The organism is Streptomyces sp. Ru71 (assembly GCF_002920535.1).
GTDB lineage: Bacteria > Actinomycetota > Actinomycetes > Streptomycetales > Streptomycetaceae > Streptomyces.
Genome location: NZ_PQSS01000040.1, coordinates 46,096 through 66,854 on the forward strand (window position 1 = coordinate 46,096; position 20,759 = coordinate 66,854).

Consider the following 20,759-nt stretch of genomic DNA (forward strand, 5'->3'; position numbering starts at 1 on the left):
CTCTTTCCGATCGGGGGTGCGATGTCCTGCCAAAGGGGCGCGGGTCTCTGTCTGATATGCGGCTCCGCCGCGTGGGCGCGATCAGCCACGACAGACCGGCAGATACCCACGACGGTCAGTCCTACGGTCTCGCGGCGTCCGAACTACCGCCGATGCCGATGCGCCAGCGCCTCATAAGACGCCGCCAACGCCGGCCCGGCCGTGTCGTACGTCCGCTGCGCGACACCGACGAACAGACAGTCCACGACAAGCAGTTGACTCGTCCGCGAGGACATCGCCGCCGGCCGCAGCTCGCTCTCCCGGGACGTCGACGTGGTCAGCACATGGTCGGCGTACTGGGTGACCGCGCTGTCGGGCCGCCCGGTGATGGCCACGGTCGTGGCGCCGTGCTCGAAGGCGACGCGCAGCGGTTCTATGACGTCTCCGGTGGAGCCGGAGTGGGTGATGGCGATCGCCACGTCCCCGGCGCGCAGTTGGACCGCGTTGGTGACGGCGAGGTGCGGGTCGCTGTGGGCGTGCGCGATCAGGCCTATGCGCAGCAGCTTCTGGGTGAGGTCCTGCGCGACCAGGCCGGAGGCGCCGATGCCGTACACGTCGGTGCGGCGCGCGGCGGCGAGCGCGGTGACCGCGGCGCCGAGTTGGCCGGTGTCGAGCCCGGCGGCGGTGTCGGCGAGGGTCTGCTGCTCGTCGTAGGCGAGCTTGGCGACGACGTCGGCGATCGGGTCGTCGACCGCGATGTCGGTGGTGATGGCGGGCGCGCGGCCGGACTGCTGGTGGGCGGCGAGCCCGGCGAGGGCGAGACGCAGGTCGCGATAGCCGGGGTAGCCGAGCAGGCGGGCGGTGCGCACGACGGTGGCCTCGCTGGTGCCGGTGCGTTCGGCGAGGCCGGTGACCGTGAGGGCGGCGCAGCCGGCCGGGTCGCTCGCGACGGCCTCGGCGACGCGCTGCATGGAACGGGTCATCGACGGGGCGAGGGTGCGCACCTTGGCCGCCAGCGCGCCGCCGAAAATTTCCTTCAGATCCTGGCTCACCCTTGAAAGATATTTCCGGCTCGGTGCTCGGGGCAAGAGTGCGCACAATGGGGGCATGGATCCCATCAGCCCCCTGGAGCAGGCGCTGCACGCGGCCCGCGCGCGTGTGATGGCGGACCTGGTCGCCCATGAGGTCGCCCAGGCGGACGTGGTGTCGCTGGTCGAGGAATCGGTCGCGCAACGGCGCTGGTGGGTGGAGCAGTGGCCGGACGGTGTCGCCTATGTCGCGGGTCTGGTCGCGCAGGACGTCCAGGACGCGCTGCTGGAGCGCTACGGCCGCTGGCCGCTGTGCCCGGTGTGCGGCTCGGGCGACCCGCACGCCCTCGACGTCGAGCCCGAACTGGGCCCCGATCCGCACTGGGTGTGCTCCAAGGCGGGCGTGAAGGTCGCCGCGGTGGGCGCCCTCGGGCGGGCCACGGGCGGGACGAAGTCCTCGTGACGGTGTACATCGACCCGCCGGCCTGGCCCGGGCACGGGCGGATGTGGTCGCACCTGGTGAGTGATGTGTCGTACGACGAACTGCACGCGTTCGCCGACGCGTTGGGCGTGCCCCGGCGGGCTTTCGACCGGGACCACTACGACGTGCCGGCGGCGCGGTACGCGGATGCGGTGACGGCGGGGGCGGTGGAGGTCAGCAGCCGGGAGGTGGTACGCCTCCTGGTCGCCTCCGGCCTACGGCGACCGAAGGGGCGGGCGCGGGCGTAGGGCTGTGTGCCCGGTGTCGTGGCCGACCGGGGCGGGGCAGCGCACCTGTGCTGCAACCCCCAGGGGCGCGGGGAACCGCGCGGCCAGCCACCCACCGGACCCGCGGACGAACGACCGCCCCGGCTACGCCGACCCGCGGCGCAGAACGTACGCGAGGTGCGTGCCGTCGTCGCTGACCTGGGTGAAGCCGGCGCGCGTGACCACCGACCGGGAGGCCTTGTTCTCCCGCTCGACCGTCGCGAAGACCACCCGCACATCGTCCCGCTGGAGCGCCCAGCGGCTCAGCGCGCGCAGCGCCTCCGTCGCGTAGCCCTGCCCGCGGGCGGAGGGGACGAGGTCGTAGCCGATCTCCACGCGCCCCTCCTCGTCCGGCGCGCTGTGGAAGCCCATGCCGCCGATCGCGCGGCCGTCCTCGTGGCGCACCAGGGCGAACACCCCGAACTCCGGCCGGTGCACGCCCGCCTCGTACGCCTGCACCAGCATCCCGGCGGCGTCCCGGGTGCCCTCGTAGGGCCCGTCCTCGGCCCACGCGAAGCCGCCGTCGCCGCCCAGGCTCAGATCGCGCGCGGCGGCGGGGCGTACGCCGGTGAGCGTCAGGCGCTCGGCGTCGATCACCAGGTTGTTGCGCCAGCGCCACTCGGTGACCGGGGCGCGGTCGGGCAGGTCACCGCGGCCGGTGGCCCACAGCAGCGTCGGCCAGGGCGCGGGGCCGGGCTTGACGTGCGGGAACAGACGGGTGAGCACGCCCTCGCACAGCTCGGCGGGCGGTTCGTAGGCGAGGCCCAGGCCCTCGGCGATGTCATGGGTGTGCAGCAGCACCTCGGCGATGCCCATCGCGGCGAAGCCCTCGCGGTCGGCGCTGCGGAACGGGTACGGGTGGAAGGCGCGCACCCCGGGCGGCGTCGCGCGGACGGTGGTGGCCAGCAGCACCCCCATCGTCTCGATGACCTGCAGCAGGCCGGAGTTGTCCGGGTCGCCGTCGAGGATCAGCTCGACGGGCACGTAGTCCTCCTGGGCCCGGCCCGCCAGCTGCCCGGCGTAGGCGAAGAGGTCCTCGGCGATGTGGAACGCCGTGGTGTGGCAGCTCCACTCCAGCCGGCCCGCCTTCACCGCCGCCCAGTCCCGGTCCACCACCGGCCGCAGCGCCGCCAGGCAGCCCGCCACCGCCTCGTCCACCTGATCCCCGCCCCATGTCCGCATGGACGGCACCCTAGGCGTCGGGTTCCGGCGCGGTCGACAGCATTTCCAGCTCGGCGGACATGTTGTAGCGGGCGGTCGCCTCCCAGTGCTCCTGTCCGTACGGCGTGCTGAACAGCCGGGGGAGGGCGAGGAGGTGCCGCAGCACGTCCGAACGCCCGGCGCGGAAGGCGTCGTTCGGCACGAAGTGGTACTCCTCGCGCACGGCCGCGGTGTAGGCGGCGTACGCCGACGGCGGCGCGGCGAGGATCGCCAGGTCGGCGTCGCACAGCACCTGCCCGTCGCGGTCGTCGTCGGCCGGGTCGTGCCCGACGGTGAGCCGCACCAGCCGGGCCACCTCGGCGGTCTTCTCCTGTGAGAGCCCGGCCTCGGGCAGGGCGCGTTCGGCGAGGCGGGCGGAGCGTTCCTCGTTCTCGGAGCGGTCGGGCTGGTAGACGGCGTCGTGGAACCAGGCGGCCAGGCGGACGAGGTCGGGGTTCTCGGCGTACGCCTGGAGCGTGTCGACGTGGTCGAGGACCGCGGTGAGGTGGGTCAGCGTGTGGTAGTGCCGCTGCGGCTCCTGCCAGCGGGCCAGCAGGTTGTCGGCGTACGGCGCCGGGTCCGGGTCGGCACCGCCGCCCCGGGCCGCGGTCAGGGTGCGGGCGAAGCGGGCGCGCAGGGCATCGGGATCGGCCATGGCGACATTCTCCCGTCCAGCGGGGTACGCGCCCTAGCGTGGACGCCATGACGACTGACGTACGTGACCCGGAACTGCCCGGACGGCTGCTGACCACCGAGCGTGACGCGTTCATCCCGCTGCTGCGCTCCCGACCCGACGACGACTTCGCGCTGCCGACGGCCGCGTGTCCCGGCTGGTCGGTGCGGGACGTGCTGGCGCACTGTGCGGCCGCGCTGACGCGGGTGCTGGAGGGCCGCTTCGAGGACGGCGTGTTCTCGCCGCAGGCCAACGACCGGGACATCGCCGAGCGCGCGCAGTGGACGAACCAGCAGGTGGTGGACGAGCTGGAGCGCGGGATGTCCGAGGCCGGGCCGGTCATCGCCCGGGCCGGCGGGGCGCTGGACGGGATCGCGCTGGGGGAGTGGGTGCACGCCGGTGACGTACGGGACACCTTCGGGGAGCCCGGCGCGTACAGCGGGGCCGCGCTGCCGTACGCGCTCGCGCTGCTGGCCTGGCGGACCCGGGAGCGGGACCACCTGCCGCTCCAGGCCGACCTGGACGACGTCGACGAGCCGCTGCGGCTGGGCGCGCTCGTGCAGCAGCGTCCGCCGGCGCGGTACATCGGGGACTCCGCGACGCTGGTCCGGCTGTACGCGGGCCGGCCGGTGAAGGCCGGCGGGTACGAGCTGGTGGGGGCGCGGGAGGAGGAGCTGAACGTCTTCGGCTGAGCGCCCGCGTTTCCCGTGACCCCGCTCGGCGTATCCTAAATTGGACTAGACCTGTAGTAGCCGCCCGAGCCGACGAATGGGGTCCCATGAGCAAGCGCGCAGTCCTGGAGGTGATCGCCCTCGACACCGCGGACGCCGTCGCCGCCGAGGCCGGAGGCGCGGACCGCCTCGAACTGGTCACCGACATGGCCGCCGACGGGCTGACCCCGTCCGTCGAGACCTTCACCGCGATCCGCGCCGCGGTCGGCATCGACCTGCGGGTGATGCTGCGGCTCGCGGACGGCTTCGCGGCGGGGGACCTCCGGCGGCTTGAGGAGGTCGCCGGTGCGCTGCGCGCGGCCGGGGCCGACCAGTTCGTGCTCGGGTTCCTCGACGCCCACGGCGGGGTGGACCTGGCGGCCGTCGAGCGGGTGGTGTCCGTGCTGGACGGCTGCGCCTGGACCTTTCACCGGGCCATCGACCACTGCGCCGACCGGGACGCGTTGCGCAAGGCGCTGGACGGGCTGCCGGGGCTGGACGCGTTCCTCACGGCCGGGGCCGCCTCCGGCGTCGACGAGGGCATGCCGACGTTGCTCGCGGAGGCGGGGCGGTACGAGCAGCGGATTCTGGTGGGCGGGGGGTTGCGGCTCGACCACGTTCCCGCGCTGCGGGGGGCGGGGGTGGACGCGTTCCATATCGGCGGGGCGGCGCGCTCCGCGGGGTGGGACGGGCCGGTTTCCGTGGAGGCGGTTGCGGAGTGGCGCCGGGTGCTGGATGCGGGGTAGCGCCGTGGGGGGTTCGGCCGGGGGCCGGGTGCGGGTGCGTCGTGGCTGGTCGCGCAGTTCCCCGCGCCCCTTTCGGGGCGCCTTCGCTCACCCCAGTTGTTCCGGTAGCGGGGCCGCGTGCGTCACGATCAGGCCCGAGACCGCTCGGGTCAGGGCCACGTACAGCCTGCGCAGGCCCGTCCGTTCGTCGGGTTCGCCGTCGACCACCGCCTGGGGCTCGTCCAGGACCACGTAGTCGTATTCGAGACCCTTCGCGAGGGATGCCGGGACCAGGGTCAGGCGGGTGTCGGGGGTCGTCTCCTCGCCCGGGGCGAGGTACGTCAGGCCCGCCGCCGTCAGTGCCTCGGCCAGCGCCGGGACGCGCGCGTCGGCGGCGATGAGGCCGATGGAGCCCTCGTGGTCCAGGAGTTCGCGGCAGGCGGCGACCACCGCGTCGTCGCCGGTGACCGGGCGCAGTTCGAAGAAGCCGGGGTTCTCCCGGACCGACGCCACCGGGGTCACGCCGGGCGCGATGTGCGGGAGCAGCCGGGAGGCGTAGGCGATGACGTCCGTCGGCACGCGGAAACCCGCCGTCAGCTCCTCCACGACGGCGTCCGGCTTGCCGAGGTGGGACAGCGCCTCCGCCCAACTCCTGGTCGCCCAGGGCGTGGTGCCCTGCGCCAGGTCGCCGAGGACGGTCGCGGAGCCGGTGGTGCAGCGCCGGCCCACCGCCCGGTACTGCATGGGGGACAGGTCCTGCGCCTCGTCCAGGACCACGTGCCCGAGGGAGTGGGTGCGCTGGACCAGGTCGGTGGCCTCGTCGATCAGCACGGCGTCCGCGGCCGACCACTTCGCCGACTTCACGCTGCGGGCCGGCTTCGCCCAGAGGATCGCCTTCTGCTCCTCGTCGCTCAGCACCCCCGCCGCGTGCTCGGCGAGGAAGTCCGGGTCGGACAGCAGCCGCAGCACCAGCTTGGCCGGGTCCACGGCCGGCCAGATCGTCTTCACAGCCGCCTTGACCGCGCTGTTGCGGGCCACCGTGTCCTGCACCCGGTCGTCCGGGGCCTCCCCGGCGCGCTCCATCTGCACCAGCACCGCGTGCGCGATCCGCTGCGGCAGCGCCTCGCGGGCGGCGCCGTAGCGGATGCCGCGCTCCAGCAACTCCCGCACCAGTTCCTCGATCTCGTACGCCGCAACGCGCCAGCGCCGTGACCCGCGCACCACGACGACCGGCTCGGTCGGCATGGTCACGTGCGCGTACAGGGCGCGGCGCAGCACCTCGGCCATCCGGGCGTCGCCCTTGACCACGGCGGCGGCCGCGTCGTCGGTGCCCTTGATCTCCACGTGGGCCACGAGGTCGTCGACGGTGGCCTGCTGCACGGTCAGCTCGCCCAGCGCGGGCAGCACCTGCTCGATGTAGTGCAGGAAGCTCTTGTTCGGCCCGATGACGAGGGTGCCGGCGCGGGCGAGCCGCTCCCGGTGGGCGTACAGCAGGTAGGCGACGCGGTGCAGGCCGACGGCGGTCTTCCCGGTGCCGGGGCCGCCCTGCACGCACACCGTGCCGGACAGCCCGCTGCGGACGATCTCGTCCTGCTCGGGCTGGATGGTGGCGACGATGTCCCGCATCGGGCCGACGCGCGGCCGCTCGATCTCCTGCTGGAGCAGCCGGCTGGCCTTCGCCGCCTCCGCCGGGTCCGACAGGTGCTCGTCCTCGTACGCGGTCAGCTCGCCGCCGGTGTAGCCGAAGCGGCGGCGCAGCGCGATGTCCATCGGGTCCTTCTTGGAGGCCCGGTAGAACGGCTGCGACACGGGTGCGCGCCAGTCGATGACCATGGGGTCGCCGGCGGCGTCGTGCACATGCCGCCGCCCGATGTAGAACTGCTCGCCCTCGGCGCCCTCGGCCTGCTCGGCGCCGGGGGCGTGGAGGTAGTCGAGGCGGCCGAAGAACAGCGGGGTGTCGCTGAGGTCGGCCAGGGCCTTGATCCGCTCGTCGATCTGGCGGGCGAGGACCTGGGCGTTGACCCAGTTCGCGGCGACGTCGGTGATGTCGAGGGCCTCGACGTCCGCGCGCATCGCGCGCAGCGCGGCACGGGAGGCGGCGAGGTGCGCCTGCTCCCGGGCCAGGGGGTCGTCGGCGGACAGGGAGTCGGGCGTGGACAAGGGGGTGCCTCCGGAAGGACCTGCGCGGGGGTGACTCCTGGACTTCTCCGGCCGGTTTCCGACCGGCTGGGGGCACTCCCGGGTGAAGGGAGGCGGGCAAGAGCGGAGATTGTAGGTGACCGGACGGGGAGCGGGCCAACGAATTTCCGGTGCCCCGTGTCCCCTAGGGGGCGCTCTCCGGTCGGCCTGGGGGAAACGGCGGCCCGGAGACCGATGACACCCTTATGTCCGCACTCGCACCATGGAGACATGACGACCGCGACCTTCAGCCCAGTCCCCGGCCGCCCCTCCGGCGCCACCCCGCTGGCCACCGGCCACCGCCACCCCCTCGGCGACGCCCTGCGCGCGGTACGCGTCTACGTCCGCGCCGCCTTCGACGTCGTCATCCTCGGCGAGTACGGCGAGGAGGCCGGCGTCCACCGCCGGTACGGGCCGCGGATGAGTATGCGGACACCGCCCGGCTGAGTACCCGAGCCGGTGTCCCGGCACCGGCTCGGCGGCTTGACTGCGTCCATGACCACACAGCACCTCGCGGCCCGCCCGGCACCCTCGCCCGACCGGGACCCGCGGGCCTGGATCGCGCCCACCCTCGCCACCGTCCTGCTGGCGCTCCTCGGTCCGGCCGCGCTGATCTTCGGCGGGCTGTCCGCCATGGCCACCGACGCCTGCGGCCCCGACGACTGCTCACAGGCGCTTCAGACCTCGCTGTCGCTGATCTACGGCACGCTCTCCTTCGGCGGCTTCGTCACCTTCGGGACCTGGCTCACCGCCTGGCTGCTGCCCCGGCAGCGCCGCTGGTCGGCCCTGCGCGCCTGGCTTGCGGCGGCGTCCCTGCTGCCGCCGCTGTTCGTCCTGGTGCTGGTGTTCACCCTGCCGGCGCCCTGACCGGCCACCGGCCGGCCCCGCGCCGGCCCGTCAGGCGTCCTCCGCCAGCAGTTCGTCCGCGTCCACGATCCGGTAGGCGTAGCCCTGTTCCGCCAGGAAGCGCTGGCGGTGGGCGGCGAAGTCCTGGTCGATGGTGTCCCTCGCCACGACCGAGTAGAAGTGCGCCTGGTGCCCGTCCGCCTTCGGCCGCAGCACGCGGCCCAGCCGCTGCGCCTCCTCCTGTCGGGACCCGAAGGTGCCGGAGACCTGGACGGCGACCGTGGCCTCCGGCAGGTCGATGGAGAAGTTGGCGACCTTCGACACCACCAGCACGTTGATCTCGCCGGCCCGGAAGGCGTCGAAGAGCTTCTCGCGCTGCGCGTTGGACGTCTCGCCCTTGATCACCGGCGCGTTCAGGTGCTCGCCCAGCTCGTCGAGCTGGTCGATGTACTGCCCGATGACGAGGATCTGCTGACCGGCGAAGCGCCGCACGATCGCCTCGGTCACCTTCCGCTTGGTGTCCGTCGTCGCGCAGAACCGGTACTTCTCCTCCGTCTCGGCCGTGGCGTACGCCAGCCGCTCGGAGTCCGTGAGGTTCACCCGGACCTCGACGCAGTCGGCGGGCGCGATGTACCCCTGCGCCTCGATCTCCTTCCACGGCGCGTCGAACCGCTTGGGCCCGATGAGCGAGAAGACGTCGGACTCCCGGCCGTCCTCGCGCACCAGCGTCGCCGTCAGCCCGAGGCGCCGCCGGGCCTGCAGATCGGCGGTGAACTTGAACACCGGCGCCGGCAGCAGGTGCACCTCGTCGTAGACGATCAGGCCCCAGTCCCGGGAGTCGAACAGCTCCAGGTGCGGGTAGACGCCCTTCCGCTTGGTCGTCAGCACCTGGTAGGTGGCGATGGTGACGGGCCGGATCTCCTTCTTCGTCCCGCTGTACTCGCCGACCTCGTCCTCGGTCAGCGAGGTGCGCTTGACCAGCTCGTGCTTCCACTGCCGGGCGGAGACGGTGTTGGTCACGAGGATGAGGGTGGTGGACTTGGCCTGGGACATCGCCCCGGCCCCCACCAGCGTCTTTCCGGCACCGCAGGGCAGCACGACGACACCGCTGCCGCCGTGCCAGAAGTTCTCCACGGCCTGCTTCTGGTAGGGCCGCAGCGCCCAGCCGTCCTCGTGCAGCTCGATCGGGTGCGCCTCGCCGTCGACGTACCCGGCGAGGTCCTCGGCCGGCCAGCCCAGCTTCAGCAGCGTCTGCTTGATCTGCCCGCGCTCGGAGGGGTGCACGGCCACGGTGTCCGGATCGATCCGGGCGCCCACCAGCGGCGCGATCCGCTTGGAGCGCAGCACCTCCTCCAGCACCGGGCGGTCGGTGGTCGACAGGACCAGCCCGTGCGCCGGGTGCTTGAGCAGGGACAGCCGCCCGTAGCGGTCCATCGTCTCGGCGATGTCCACGAGCAGCGCGTGCGGCACCGGATACCGGCTGAACTGCACGAGCGCGTCGACGACCTGCTCGGCGTCGTGCCCGGCGGCCCGCGCGTTCCACAGCCCCAGCGGTGTCACCCGGTAGGTGTGGATGTGCTCGGGCGCCCGCTCCAGCTCCGCGAACGGCGCGATGGCCCGACGGCACTCGTCGGCCTGCTCGTGGTCGACCTCCAGGAGCAGGGTCTTGTCGGACTGGACGATCAGCGGTCCGTTCACGCGCGGCACACACCCTTTCCACAACTGCCAAACGTCCAGTGTGCCCCAAGGCGGGCTCAGTCGTCCGCGAGCTCCGCCACGCCCGTGATCCGGTGCAGCGGGAACGTGCGCACCTCGTCCGCGGTGTGGTCGTACGCCGTCACGAAGCCGCCCTCGACCCGGACCGGCGCGATCACCCGCTGGCTGGCGGCGCCCTCGGCGTTGACGAAGCCGATCCACACGGCCTGGCCGGTCAGGCAGGCGGCCTGCATGGTGGCGAGGGTCTCGGCGGAGCTGGTGCGCGGCAGCTCACCCGGCGCCGCCGAGCCCTCGCCCGGCTTGCGCGGCGCGGTGGAGGCCAGGTCACCGGCCCGGATGGCCCGGATCGCCGCCGTCAGCAGCGTCGCGTCGGGCACCGGCGGCCCCTCCGGCACGGGCTCCGGGGCCGTGCGCGGGGGAGTCCGGTGTGCGTCGGCCCGCGCGATCACGACATCCCCCTCCGCGGACTCGGCGGCCGGCGCGTACCCCATCGCCCGCAGCCCCTCCAGCAGCGCCGCCGGGTCGGCCTGCGCCGCCAGTACGGTGGGCGCGAGCCGGCGCAGCCGCAGCGCGGCGGCCCGCCGGTCGGCGAGGATCTCGTTCAGCACGGCGTCGTCGTCGCAGCGCACATACGCGGACGCGGCGCCCACCCGCAGATGCCCGTGCCTGCGCGCCACGTCGTCGATGAGATACGCCAGCGGCTGCGGCACCGGCGTACGCGAGTGCGCGGTGAGAAAGGCGTGCAGGTCGGAAGCGGTCCGCCCGGCGTCCAGCGCCCGCCGCACGGACGCCGGCGTGAACCGGTACACGGTCGCGCCGCCCTTGGACTCCACGTCCGCGAGCACCCCCAGCATGTCCGCGAGCGGCCGCTGCAACGGGCCGGGCGCCACCGCCGTCAGATCGGCCTGCAGCAGCACATGGTCCAGCGGCTCGGGCAGCAGCGGCGCGAGCAGCCGGGCGGCGGCGGCCGTGGCGACGGCCTGCTCGGCCTCCGGGAGCGGAACGGGATGAGGGTGATGGTGATGCACGGGCAGCTTGTCCCCAGGGCCCTCGGGCTCCTCCCGGGCCCCCTCGGGAGCCGGTACGCCGAGCAGCGCCCGCCCGTGCGCGGACAGTGCGCCCCGCCCGGTCACGCCGATCAGCTCGGCCTCGGTGAGCGTCCACTGGGCGAGCCGGGTGCGCAGGTCCTCCTCGCGCCGCTGCGGACGCTCCCAGCGCAGCCGCTCCAGCACCGACTCCACGACCGGCGCCGCCCCCTCCGGCAGCCCGGCGAGCAGCGTCAGCACCCGGTGCCGCACCTCGGGCGCGGCGGACCGGTCGAGCCCGGGACCGAGCGCGGCCAGGGTCCGCTCCTTGGCGTCCCGGCCCCCGACCAGCCCGGCCGTCCGCGTCGCCGCCAGCCAGGCCTCCGCCAGCCGTCCCCACCGTTCGGCGGGCGGCAGCTCACGCCACTCGTCGTAGGCCGGGGTGGGGGCGTAGCGCTCGTCGGCCTCACCGTCGGAGGCCAGCAGCCCGGCCGCGTAGGCGAGTTCCACCCAGAAGGCGGCGACGGGCTCGGCCACGTCCAGGGCGACGGCGGTCCGCTTCAGGTCCCGCACACTGAGCCCGCCGGCCCGCAGCACGGCGGGCCCGCCCTCGTCCCACTCCTTGAGCAGCTCCTCGACGGTCGCCAGGGCGGTCAGCGCCTGCCCCGCCGCCGTACTGTCCACAACCTGTGGACGGTGCGCCGCGGCCGCCGTCACCACCGGAGGCACCGGCTCCACCGTCCGGTGCGCCCGGCCGCCGCGCAGATGCAGCGCCACCTCACGCGGCAGGACGACGGTCCCCGGCGCGGTCGGCAGCAGCAGCCCCCGGTCCAGCAGCCACCGCAGATGCGCCGCCGGATCGGCCGTGACCTGCCCGTACGGCGGCCCCCACACCAGCCGCTCCAGCACCTCCCGCGCCTCGCCCGGTGCCTTGTCGAGCAGCGCGGCCATCCGCCGCCGGTCGGTGAACAGAGCGGTGAGCGCGGTGACCGCCGACACCGAGTCGTGCGTGGACGGCAGCCCGGCGGCGGTGACGATCTCCTGGATCCGCCCCGGCGACATCCCGGCCGTCGCCTCCTGCACGGTCGGCCCCAGACCGGTCGGCGACGGGTGCTGCGGCGAGGGCGACAGCAGCTCGCGGGCGGTGCGCACCAGCCGCAGCCGGTCGTCGCCGCCCCACACCAGCGCCTGCTCGCGCAGCACACCGAGGGCGTGCGGCAGCGCCGCGACGACGGCCGGGTCCCGCTCGTCGCCGGCCATCAGCCCGGCCAGCTCCTGATACGTCGCCGGGTCACCGGCCACGGCCAGCGCCTGAGCCGTCTGCAGCGCGAACCGGTCCAGCCGCTCCAGCGCCCGTACGACACTCGCGCGGGTGCCGGCGCGGGTGGCGAGCTGGGTGAGGTCGGTCGGCACGGGGGTGATCAGATCGGGACGGCTGCGCAGGAGGGCGGCGAGGGAGGCGTCGTCACGCGATCGGAGCGCTTCCGCGAGGGAGCGGGGGGCCGGGGTGTCCTCGGGGCTCATCCGAACCACGTTAGCGGGTCACCTCCGGCGGTTGACCGGTTGCTACGGCGGCAGCTGTGCCAACCAAGGGGCGCGGGGCAGTGTTCGATATGCGGCTCCGCCGCGTGGGCGCGAGCAACCACGACGCACCCGCACAGGCCGCCGCAGGCAACCGCTCGGACGCGGTACTTTCGTCCAACGGGGTTTCAAGAGCCGACGCGACCCCCGGAGGGGCTTCGTGGGGATCGAGAGCGACAAGGTCGTCTACGAGTATCTGAGCCGCGTCGGCGACGTGGCCCAGCAACAGCAGCTGCCGTCCGCCACCCGTATGCGCCTCGTCGCCGGCCTGCGCGACGAGATCGACAAGCGCCGCGCCAAGGCGGTCGTGGACAGCCCGGCCGCGGTGCGCCGCATCATCGAACGCCTCGGCACGCCCGACGAGGTCGTGGAGGCCGCGGGCGCCGGCACCACCCGCCAGCCGCCCCCCACCCCCACGGCCGTCCCCGAGCAGCGGGACACCGAAGCCACCCCGCGGGAGAAACCCGAGCCGCCTCGGCCGACTCGTCCCCCGCCCCCGCCCCGCCGCCCCGGCCCGCGCCGACCACGCCCCGTCCCCGCCCCACCTGGCGAGCGCGGCAGAGCTGGGCTCCACCGCCGTACCCCGCGACTGGTGGCGGACGGACGTCAGCGGCGAGGTCCCGGGGTTCACGGGAGGCGTGGAGATCCCCGAACTCCTCAAGCCGCCCCCGCCGCCGAAGCCGGCCGAACCGGCGGAGGAGACACCGGACGCGGAGCCGGCGCAGGCCGCGCAGGAGGAGGCCCCGCGTCGCCGCTTCCTCCCCCTGCCCTCCGGCCGCTGGGCCAACCCCCTGCTGCTGCTCGCCGCGGCCAGCCTGGTCGCCGGCGCGGTGCTCGGCAACTGGTTCGCGCTGCTGCTCGGCTGGCTGATCGCCTACGCCTCCCGGCGCCTGACCGAGGCGGAGACGAAGTGGGCGGTGATGGGTCTGCCCGGCGCGGCGCTGGCCGCGGGCCTGGTGTGGCTGTGGGGCCGCGCCGAGGGCCGCTGGGGCGCTCCCGTCGCCGACGGCCACATGAGCGAGGCGATCGCCCAGACCTGGCCGTGGGTCGTGCGCGGCGCGGCCGTCGCGTCGGCCCTGTTCCTGGTGTGGCGCTCGCAGAAGGAACGCTGACCGAAGGCCGCGTCGCCCACCCGGCACAATGTCCCGTATGACTTCGCCCGCCGCCCCGGTCGTCGGCTTCGACCTCGACATGACCCTGATCGACTCCCGCCCCGGCATCCGCGCCTGCTACCAGGCGCTGTCCGAGCGGACCGGGACGTACGTCGACGCCGACCTCGCGGTCACCCGGCTCGGCCCGCCGCTCGTCGAGGAGCTGGCGAACTGGTTCCCGGCGGGCGAGGTCGACGAGATCGCCGATCTGTACCGCGCGATGTACCCGACGCACGCCGTGGCGGCCACGCCCGCGCTGCCCGGCGCGCGGGAGGCGATAGCCGCGGTGCGGGAGGCCGGCGGACGGGCGATCGTCGTCACGGCGAAGTACGAGCCGAACGCGCGGCTGCACGTCAGCCATCTCGGCCTGGAGCCGGACGCGGTGATCGGCGACCTGTGGGCCGAGCGCAAGGCGGTGGCGCTGCGCGAGCACGGCGCGAGCGTGTACGTCGGCGACCACCTCGGCGACGTCCGGGGCGCGCGCACGGCGGGAGCGCTGTCGGTGGCGGTGGCCACCGGTCCGTGCGCGCCGGAGGAACTCCGCGCGGCCGGCGCGGACGTGGTGCTGGCCGATCTGACGGAATTCCCCCGATGGCTTTCGGCCTACCTGGACGCCCCGGAGGCGGCCCTCGCCTGACGCCGTCCCGCCGCGACGGAACGCAGTACACCCGCGCCCGCGAGAACGAACCCGACGGCCATGAGCATGCTCAATCCGAACATGTACGTCGGGAAAGGCGACGTTCCGAAGAACAGCGGGGCAACGGTGACCATCGTGGCCACGGCACCGATGAAGAACACGATCGCACCGGCTCGGATCAGCCGATCACCGGGTGCGGCGGAATTCGTTTGGGTTTTGTCACGCACCGGACCAGGGTAGTTCCCAGCGCGAAGGAACAACCGGGCGACGTCTTGTCACCCGCCCGGAGACCATTAGCCTTGGAACCGGCGGGTCAAGGTCGACCCGCCTGGGTTGTTATTACCCAGCTTTCCGACGAGTACGAGGACGAGGACAGACGTGCCTACCGGCAAGGTCAAGTGGTTCAACAGCGAGAAGGGCTTCGGCTTTCTCTCCCGCGACGACGGCGGTGACGTCTTCGTTCATTCCTCGGTCCTCCCCGCCGGAGTCGAGACCCTCAAGCCCGGTCAGCGCGTGGAGTTCGGCGTGGTCGCCGGCCAGCGCGGCGACCAGGCCCTGTCCCTGACCGTGCTGGACCCGACGCCGTCGGTCGCGGCCGCGACCCGCAAGAAGCCGGACGAGCTGGCCTCCATCGTGCAGGATCTGACGACCCTGCTGGAGAACGTCACCCAGACCCTGGAGCGCGGCCGCTACCCCGAGAAGGCCGCCGGCAAGAAGGTCGCCGGCCTGCTGCGGGCGGTGGCGGACCAGCTCGACGTCTGATCCCTGCCGGCGCTCAGGGGAAATCCAGCGCTTCCGGGCCGAGGGGCGGTACCAGCCCCTCGGCCGCCGCACGGGTGAGCAGCCCGCGCACGGCCGCGTAGCCGTCCTCGCCGAGGTCGGCGGTGAACTCGTTGACGTACAGCCCGATGTGCTGGTCGGCGACGGCCGGGTCCATCTCCTGGGCGTGTTCCATGACGTACGGCCGTGACGCCTCGGGATCGTCCCACGCCATCCGGACGGACGTACGAATCGACTCGGCGATCAGCTTCAGCGACTCGGCGCCCAGCGACCGGCGCGCGATGATCGCACCCAGCGGGATCGGCAGCCCGGTGGTGTTCTCCCAGTGCTCGCCCATGTCGGCGAGCTTGTGCAGCCCGTAGTTCTGGTACGTGAAGCGGGCCTCGTGGATGACGAGCCCGGCGTCCACCTTGCCGTCCCGCACGGCCGGCATGATCTCGTGGAACGGCATGACCACGATCTCCCCGACGCCGCCCGGGACCACGTCCGCCGCCCACAGCCGGAACAGCAGGTACGCCGTCGACTTCTCACTGGGCACGGCGACGGTACGGCCGCCGAGGTCCAGCCCGGCCTCCCGGGTGAGCACCAGCGGCCCGCACCCGCGCCCCAGCGCACCCCCGCAGGGCAGCAGCGCGTACTCGTGAAGGACGTACGGCAGCACCGCGTACGACACCTTCAGCACGTCCAGCTCGCCGCGCTCGGCCATGCCGTTGGTGAGGTCGATGTCGGCGAACGTCACGTCCAGGGCGGGGGCGCCGGGGACGCGGCCGTGGGCGAGGGCGTCGAAGACGAAGGTGTCGTTCGGGCAGGGCGAGTAGGCGATGCGCAGCGGCTCATCGGTCATCTGGGTTCCAACTCTCCAGGACGGGCGCCAGCTTCACGAACCCCTCGCTCAGCGCGGTGAGCGCGTCACCGATGCGCCAGGCGGCGCGGTCGCGCGGGCCGACGGGGTTGGACACGGCGCGGATCTCCAGGACGGGCACGCCGTGCGCGCCGGCCGCCTCGGCGACGCCGAAGCCCTCCATGGCCTCGGCGAGGGCGCGCGGGTGCCGGGCGCGCAGCTCGGCGGCGCGGGCGGCGGAGCCGGTGACCGTGGACACGGTCAGCACGGGGCCGGCCGGGGCGCCGAGGGCGTCCGCGACCTGCCGGACCAGGCCGGCGGGCGGGTGGTGGGTGACGGTGCCGAAGCCCAGCTCGGTGACCGGCAGGAAGCCGTCGGCGGTGTCGGCGCCCAGGTCGGCGGCGGTGATCTCGTCGGCGACGACGAGGGAGCCGACGGGCGCGTGCGGGAGGAAGCCGCCGCCGATGCCGGCGGAGACGACCAGGTCGTACGGGGTGCCCGCGAGGGCGGCGGCGGTCAGCGCGGCGGCCGTGGACGCGGCGGCGAGCGCCGGGCCGACACCGGCGGCGAGCAGGTCGGCACGGCCGGTGCGGGCCAGGACGACGCCGGGCAGCCGTACCTCACGGCCGCTCTCGCCGTACGCCCGTGCCACCGCGTCCCGCTCCACGGGGACGGCGGTGGCCACGAGCAGTCGTGCCGGGGTGGGCGAGGACGTGATCAGTCGCCCTTCTTGAGCTTGAAGGACCAGATGCCGTTGACGTCCTTCTCGCCCTCCTTGATGGAGACGAAGGTGGTGTCACCGCTGGCGCCGTACTGGGCGTTGAAGAACACGCTGCCGGGGATGGTGCGGTAGGTCTTCTTGCTGGAGTCGGTCAGCGGCTGACCGTTCATGAGGATCGTCCAGCCCTTGTCCGCGATGTCCGGGTCGACACCGAAACGTACGGTCTCGTCCGGGTCGACGGTGATCGACTTGTCCGCCTTCAGGCACTTGGCGAGCTCGGCGGTCTTGATCGCGTCGCCGTCGTTGTAGCAGGTCGCCTCGGAGTTGACCGAGCTCCTGCCGACGGTGATCGTCGAGACAGGCGTCGGCTTGTCGCAGGCGGACAGGACGAGCAGTCCGGCGGAAACGGCGCCGGCGGCGGCGACGGCGCGGCGGCGTCGCACGACGGAATGCAGCATGGTCATGGCCGAAGGCTATCGCCTGGCGCGGCCTGTGCCCGTTCTGGGGTGGGGGCGGTGCGGGTCGCCGCTCCCGGCGCCGGGGACCGTCAGGCCACCCTCGCCTTGGACGCGCCCCCGTGCCGTGCCGACGCCAGCAGCCCCCGCAGGGTCGTCAGCCAGCCCGCCGCCACGATCGCCGCCGCCACCCACAGCCCGACGGTCCCGTTCAGCGGCATCACGATGCCCACCGCGCCCCCGAACACCCACGACATCTGCAGCAGCGTCTCGGAGCGGGCGAACGCCGAGGTGCGCACGAGTTCCGGCACGTCCCGCTGGATCAGCGCGTCCAGCGACAGCTTGGCCAGCGCCTGCGCGAACCCGGCGACGGCCGCGAGGCACGCCACGAGGAACGCCCCGAAGAAGATCGCGGCCGTGATCGCCGTGCCGAGCACCACGGCCAGCACGGTCACGATGATGATCTCCGGCGCCCGCGACCTGAGCCACGCCCCCACGGCCGTACCGAGCGCGTTGCCCGCGCCCGCGGCGACCGCGACCAGGCCCAGCGAGGCCGCGCCGCTCTGTCCGGTCATCGGATGCTCGCGCAGCAGGAAGGCGAGGAAGAAGATCAGGAACCCGGTGAGGCAGCGCAGCGCGGCGTTGGCGCCGAGCGCGTGCGTGACCGCCGGCCCGACGGTCCGCAACCCCGGGCGCTTGAGGGCCTTGCGGTGCGGCCCGTGCAGGTGCTCCTCGTCGGCGGCCAGCAGCGCGGTGTCCTCACCCTTCGCGGAGTCCACCTTCGGCGGCAGGGTGAACGACAGGAACGTTCCCGCTATGAAGATCACGAAGGCCCCGTACAGCGGCCACCGCTCACCCAGCGCGTGCAGCCCGCCCGCCACCGGCGCCGCCACGCCCGTGGCCAGCAGCCCGCCCAGCGTGACCCGCGAGTTCGCCTTGACCAGGGACAGCCTCGGCGGCAGCAGCCGCGGCACCACCGCGCTCCTGACCACGCCGTACGCCTTCGACGACACCAGCACCCCGAGCGCCGCCGGATACAGCTCCAGGCTCCCGGTGACCACCGCGCCGCTCAGCACCAGCGCCAGCAGCGCCCGCGCCAGCATCGCGCCCGCCATCGCCGCCCGCCGGCCGTGTGGCAGCCGGTCCAGCAGCGGCCCGATCACCGGGGCCAGCACCGTGAACGGTGCCATGGTGATCGCCAGGTACAGCGCGACCCGGCCGCGCGCCTCGTCGGTCGGCACCGAGAAGAACACCGTGGACGCCAGCGCCACGGTGATCATCACGTCGCCGGCGCCGTTCACGGCGTGCAGCTCGATCAGCTTGCCCAGGCCCGACTCGCCGGCGCCCTGGGCGTGCGTGGCCTTGCGGATGCCGCGGGCGGCACCGGTCACCGGGAAGTGCAGGGCACGCCCGACCGCGCGGACGGACCCTCCGAACCGGCCCGAACCGCTCACTTGGGACGCCCTCGCGGCTGCCACGACGTCATAGTGCCCCGAGGAAGGGGTGGATAGTGCCGTTACCGCACGTATGGGCCTGGAGTTTCGCCGCAGGTGGGCAGGAAACAAATCGCCGCGAAGCGGTGATCCGCTCCACCGGTGTAGGCCGAGCGCCGACGAACAGGCAGAATGGTCGGAAGGAGGTGCGCCCGAGCGTGAGCGCGCGCAGACGTCGAAGCGGTCCACCGGTCCGCTCCGTCCGCGCCGTCGCCTCAAGGCACCCGCACCCGGAAGACGGCGTACTGGAGAGAAGCGATACCTGTGAGCGCAGCGACAACGCGAAGCCGCACCCCTGACCGCCTGTGCGCCGAGGCCGTCGACCTCGCCCGCGGTGCCGCCGAGGAGGCCGCCGCCCCCGGCGTCGTCGGGGAGCACGTGGGGCTGGTCTCCGAGGGCGACCGCGTTGTCACGCACTTCTTCGAGTGCAAGGAGCTCGGGTACCGCGGCTGGCGCTGGGCCGTCACCGTGGCCCGCGCCTCGCGCGCCAAGGTCGTCACGCTCGACGAGGTCGTGCTGCTGCCCGGCCCGGACGCCGTGCTCGCCCCGGAGTGGGTGCCGTGGAGCGAGCGGCTGCGCCCCGGCGACATGGGGCCCGGCGACCTGCTGCCCACAGACGCCGATGACCTGCGCCTGGAGCCCGGCTACACCGGCGAGGACGCGCCGCCGCCGAACTCCGCCGTCTCCGAGGAGATGGCCGACCTGGTCGAGGCCGAGGACGTCGAGGTCACCGAGGGCCCCTCGCGCAACCTGCCCACCGCGCCCTCGCGCGGTTCGATCTCCGCCGTCGCCGCCGAGCTCGGCATGCGCCGCGCCCGGGTGCTCTCCCGCTACGGCCTGCACACCGCCGCCGACCGCTGGGAGGAGGGCTTCGGCGCGAAGACCCCGATGGCCCAGGCCGCCCCCGCCTCCTGCGTCAGCTGCGGCTTCCTGATGCCGATCGGCGGCTCCCTCGGCCAGGCGTTCGGGGTGTGCGCCAACGAGTTCTCCCCGGCCGACGGCCGCGTGGTGTCCCTGACGTACGGCTGCGGCGGCCACTCCGAGGCCGCGGTCATGCCGAAGACGCCGCGCCCGGCCCCGCCGGTGATCGACGAGACGAAGGTCGACCCCTTCCCCCTGCGCCCGGCCCCCGACTCCGGCTCGGTCCCCCCGGCGGCGGACGAGGAAGCAGCGGAACTGGGCCACTCGTAACAAACGGCCCGCACCCGCGCACGGCGGGAAGGGGCCGGGGTGGGGTGTCCGCCGCAGCGGCCGGCACCACCAACGGTGACCGCGTCGCACACAGCGGGCCGGACCGAGGACGACACCCCCACCCGGCCCCGCGGTGACCACCGGCACAAGGCGCTACACGAGCCACGACGCAACAGCAACAGGCCGCCGCGGGCACAAAAGGGGCGCGGGGAACGGCGCGAGCAACCACAACGCACCCGCAGCCGAAAACCGACCCGCCGCCGCAGGCACAACGCACCCGCAGCCGAAAACCGACCCGCCGCCGCAGGCACAACGCACCCGCAGCCGAAAACCGACCCGCCGCCGCAGGCACAACGCGCCGCAGGCGCCCGCGGTACTTTCAGTCGTCGCCGATGAGGAGAGTGAACGTGAGCAAGTTCGTGCGGCCGGCTGCAGAAGGCGCGGACCCCTTCGCAACGGCAAGGCTCCGCAGGGGCGTACTGGACGCCTGGGCCACCAGCCCCGCCCGCTTCCGCGAGGACGCCAACGCCGAGGAGGACCTCGTCCTCGGCGGCTACCGCGACCGCCTCGTCGTCGAACTCGCCCAGAACGCCGCCGACGCGGCCGCCCGCGCCGGCGTGCCCGGCCGGCTGCGCCTCACCCTGCGCGACGGCGTGCTGGCCGCCGCCAACACCGGCGCCCCGCTGGACGCCGCCGGCGTGGAGTCGCTGGCCACGCTGCGCGCCTCCGCGAAACGCGACACCGAGCGCGACAGCCGGCGCGACACGCCGACCGTCGGCCGCTTCGGCGTCGGCTTCGCCGCAGTCCTCTCCGTCACCGACGAGCCCGCCGTCGTCGGCCGGCACGGCGGCGTGCGCTGGTCCCTCGCCGAGGCCCGCCACCTCGCCGAGGAGACCGCCCGGCACAGCCCCGGCCTGGGCGACGAGATCCGCCGCCGCGACGGCCACGTACCGCTGCTGCGCCTGCCGTTCGCCGCCGAGGGCACCGCCCCCGACCCCTACGACACGGTCGTCATCCTGCCGCTGCGCGACACGGCCGCCGCAGACCTCGCCGAGCGCCTCCTGCACGCCGTCGACGACGCC

At 73.8% G+C, this 20,759-nt stretch carries 21 protein-coding genes and 1 pseudogene; 11 read left to right on the forward strand and 11 right to left on the reverse strand.

Translation table 11 applies throughout. From position 1 onward, the window contains the following. Positions 1–143 precede the first annotated feature (143 nt). The gene (locus tag C3489_RS22855; protein ID WP_103783906.1) at positions 144–1,031 is read right to left on the reverse strand and encodes a MurR/RpiR family transcriptional regulator; all 888 of its coding nucleotides are present in this window, start codon (positions 1,029–1,031) and stop codon (positions 144–146) included. A 55-nt stretch (positions 1,032–1,086) separates the two neighbouring features. Here C3489_RS22855 and C3489_RS22860 point away from each other — a divergent pair, with 55 nt between their 5' ends. Beyond that, the gene (locus C3489_RS22860; protein WP_103783907.1) at positions 1,087–1,470 is read left to right on the forward strand and encodes a hypothetical protein; all 384 of its coding nucleotides are present in this window, start codon (positions 1,087–1,089) and stop codon (positions 1,468–1,470) included. Beyond that, positions 1,467–1,736: a DUF4031 domain-containing protein gene (locus C3489_RS22865; RefSeq protein WP_103783908.1), complete on the forward strand. Its 270-nt coding sequence runs from the start codon at positions 1,467–1,469 to the stop codon at positions 1,734–1,736. Before C3489_RS22860 ends, C3489_RS22865 begins: the two co-directional genes overlap by 4 nt. Positions 1,737–1,859: 123 nt before the next feature. On the opposite strand, the gene C3489_RS22870 is transcribed toward C3489_RS22865, so the two are convergent. Next, positions 1,860–2,936, reverse strand: coding sequence for a GNAT family N-acetyltransferase (locus tag C3489_RS22870; RefSeq protein ID WP_103783929.1), 1,077 nt, complete (start codon positions 2,934–2,936; stop codon positions 1,860–1,862). Between the two features lie 10 nt (positions 2,937–2,946). Beyond that, positions 2,947–3,609 carry a hypothetical protein gene (locus tag C3489_RS22875; protein WP_103783909.1) on the reverse strand — a complete coding sequence of 221 codons (663 nt, stop codon included), beginning with the start codon at positions 3,607–3,609 and terminating at the stop codon, positions 2,947–2,949. Positions 3,610–3,656: 47 nt separating this feature from the next. On the opposite strand from C3489_RS22875, the gene C3489_RS22880 reads away from it, so the two are divergent. Together C3489_RS22880 and C3489_RS22885 are read left to right on the forward strand one after the other, a co-directional pair. Then, positions 3,657–4,319, forward strand: coding sequence for a maleylpyruvate isomerase family mycothiol-dependent enzyme (locus tag C3489_RS22880; protein WP_181139796.1), 663 nt, complete (start codon positions 3,657–3,659; stop codon positions 4,317–4,319). Positions 4,320–4,405: 86 nt separating this feature from the next. After that, complete coding sequence (locus C3489_RS22885; RefSeq protein WP_103783911.1) at positions 4,406–5,083, forward strand: copper homeostasis protein CutC; 678 nt, start codon at positions 4,406–4,408, stop codon at positions 5,081–5,083. An 87-nt stretch (positions 5,084–5,170) separates the two neighbouring features. Here C3489_RS22885 and C3489_RS22890 read toward each other — a convergent pair whose 3' ends face one another. After that, positions 5,171–7,222 (reverse strand): HelD family protein, encoded by a 2,052-nt coding sequence (locus tag C3489_RS22890; RefSeq protein ID WP_374936766.1) that lies wholly within the window; start codon positions 7,220–7,222, stop codon positions 5,171–5,173. Between the two features lie 249 nt (positions 7,223–7,471). Between C3489_RS22890 and C3489_RS22895 the strand changes: the two genes are divergently transcribed. Both C3489_RS22895 and C3489_RS22900 read left to right on the forward strand, forming a co-directional pair. After that, positions 7,472–7,687: a hypothetical protein gene (locus C3489_RS22895; protein WP_181139797.1), complete on the forward strand. Its 216-nt coding sequence runs from the start codon at positions 7,472–7,474 to the stop codon at positions 7,685–7,687. 48 nt (positions 7,688–7,735) lie between these two features. Next, a complete protein-coding gene (locus tag C3489_RS22900) occupies positions 7,736–8,107 on the forward strand; it encodes a hypothetical protein (RefSeq protein WP_103783913.1) in 372 nt (123 codons plus the stop codon). A 30-nt stretch (positions 8,108–8,137) separates the two neighbouring features. Here the strand turns inward: C3489_RS22900 and C3489_RS22905 are convergent, their stop codons facing one another. Further along, on the reverse strand, positions 8,138–9,784 hold the full coding sequence (locus C3489_RS22905) for a DNA repair helicase XPB (RefSeq protein ID WP_103783931.1): 1,647 nt from the start codon (positions 9,782–9,784) through the stop codon (positions 8,138–8,140). Between the two features lie 56 nt (positions 9,785–9,840). After that, complete coding sequence (locus C3489_RS22910) at positions 9,841–12,351, reverse strand: helicase-associated domain-containing protein (protein WP_103783914.1); 2,511 nt, start codon at positions 12,349–12,351, stop codon at positions 9,841–9,843. Between the two features lie 217 nt (positions 12,352–12,568). Between C3489_RS22910 and C3489_RS22915 the strand changes: the two are divergent. Next, positions 12,569–13,520 (forward strand): annotated as a pseudogene (locus tag C3489_RS22915) (hypothetical protein). A gap of 37 nt (positions 13,521–13,557) precedes the next feature. Further along, positions 13,558–14,196 (forward strand): HAD family hydrolase, encoded by a 639-nt coding sequence (locus C3489_RS22920; RefSeq protein ID WP_374936767.1) that lies wholly within the window; start codon positions 13,558–13,560, stop codon positions 14,194–14,196. Here C3489_RS22920 and C3489_RS39505 read toward each other — a convergent pair. Continuing rightward, a complete protein-coding gene (locus C3489_RS39505; protein ID WP_103783916.1) occupies positions 14,163–14,423 on the reverse strand; it encodes a hypothetical protein in 261 nt (86 codons plus the stop codon). The two genes, C3489_RS22920 and C3489_RS39505, sit on opposite strands and share 34 nt — an antisense overlap. A 151-nt stretch (positions 14,424–14,574) precedes the next feature. On the opposite strand from C3489_RS39505, the gene C3489_RS39890 reads away from it, so the two are divergent. Then, positions 14,575–14,958, forward strand: a complete 384-nt coding sequence (locus C3489_RS39890; protein WP_103783917.1) for a cold-shock protein — start codon at positions 14,575–14,577, stop codon at positions 14,956–14,958. A gap of 13 nt (positions 14,959–14,971) precedes the next feature. Here C3489_RS39890 and C3489_RS22935 read toward each other — a convergent pair whose 3' ends face one another. The 4 genes from C3489_RS22935 to C3489_RS22950 all read right to left on the reverse strand — a co-directional run bounded on the left by C3489_RS22935 (position 14,972) and on the right by C3489_RS22950 (position 18,471). Beyond that, complete coding sequence (locus tag C3489_RS22935; protein WP_103783918.1) at positions 14,972–15,820, reverse strand: 1,4-dihydroxy-6-naphthoate synthase; 849 nt, start codon at positions 15,818–15,820, stop codon at positions 14,972–14,974. Beyond that, positions 15,810–16,508, reverse strand: coding sequence for a futalosine hydrolase (locus C3489_RS22940; RefSeq protein ID WP_258054911.1), 699 nt, complete (start codon positions 16,506–16,508; stop codon positions 15,810–15,812). Before C3489_RS22940 ends, C3489_RS22935 begins: the two co-directional genes overlap by 11 nt. A gap of 26 nt (positions 16,509–16,534) precedes the next feature. Continuing rightward, the gene (locus tag C3489_RS22945) at positions 16,535–17,002 is read right to left on the reverse strand and encodes a DUF2771 domain-containing protein (protein ID WP_103783920.1); all 468 of its coding nucleotides are present in this window, start codon (positions 17,000–17,002) and stop codon (positions 16,535–16,537) included. A gap of 83 nt (positions 17,003–17,085) precedes the next feature. Next, positions 17,086–18,471: an MFS transporter gene (locus C3489_RS22950; protein WP_181139798.1), complete on the reverse strand. Its 1,386-nt coding sequence runs from the start codon at positions 18,469–18,471 to the stop codon at positions 17,086–17,088. A 279-nt stretch (positions 18,472–18,750) separates the two neighbouring features. On the opposite strand from C3489_RS22950, the gene C3489_RS22955 reads away from it, so the two are divergent. Both C3489_RS22955 and C3489_RS22960 read left to right on the forward strand, forming a co-directional pair. Beyond that, complete coding sequence (locus tag C3489_RS22955; RefSeq protein WP_103783922.1) at positions 18,751–19,677, forward strand: DUF3027 domain-containing protein; 927 nt, start codon at positions 18,751–18,753, stop codon at positions 19,675–19,677. Positions 19,678–20,069: 392 nt separating this feature from the next. After that, a partial coding sequence (locus C3489_RS22960) for a sacsin N-terminal ATP-binding-like domain-containing protein (protein ID WP_374936768.1) occupies positions 20,070–20,759 on the forward strand: 690 nt, incomplete at its 3' end.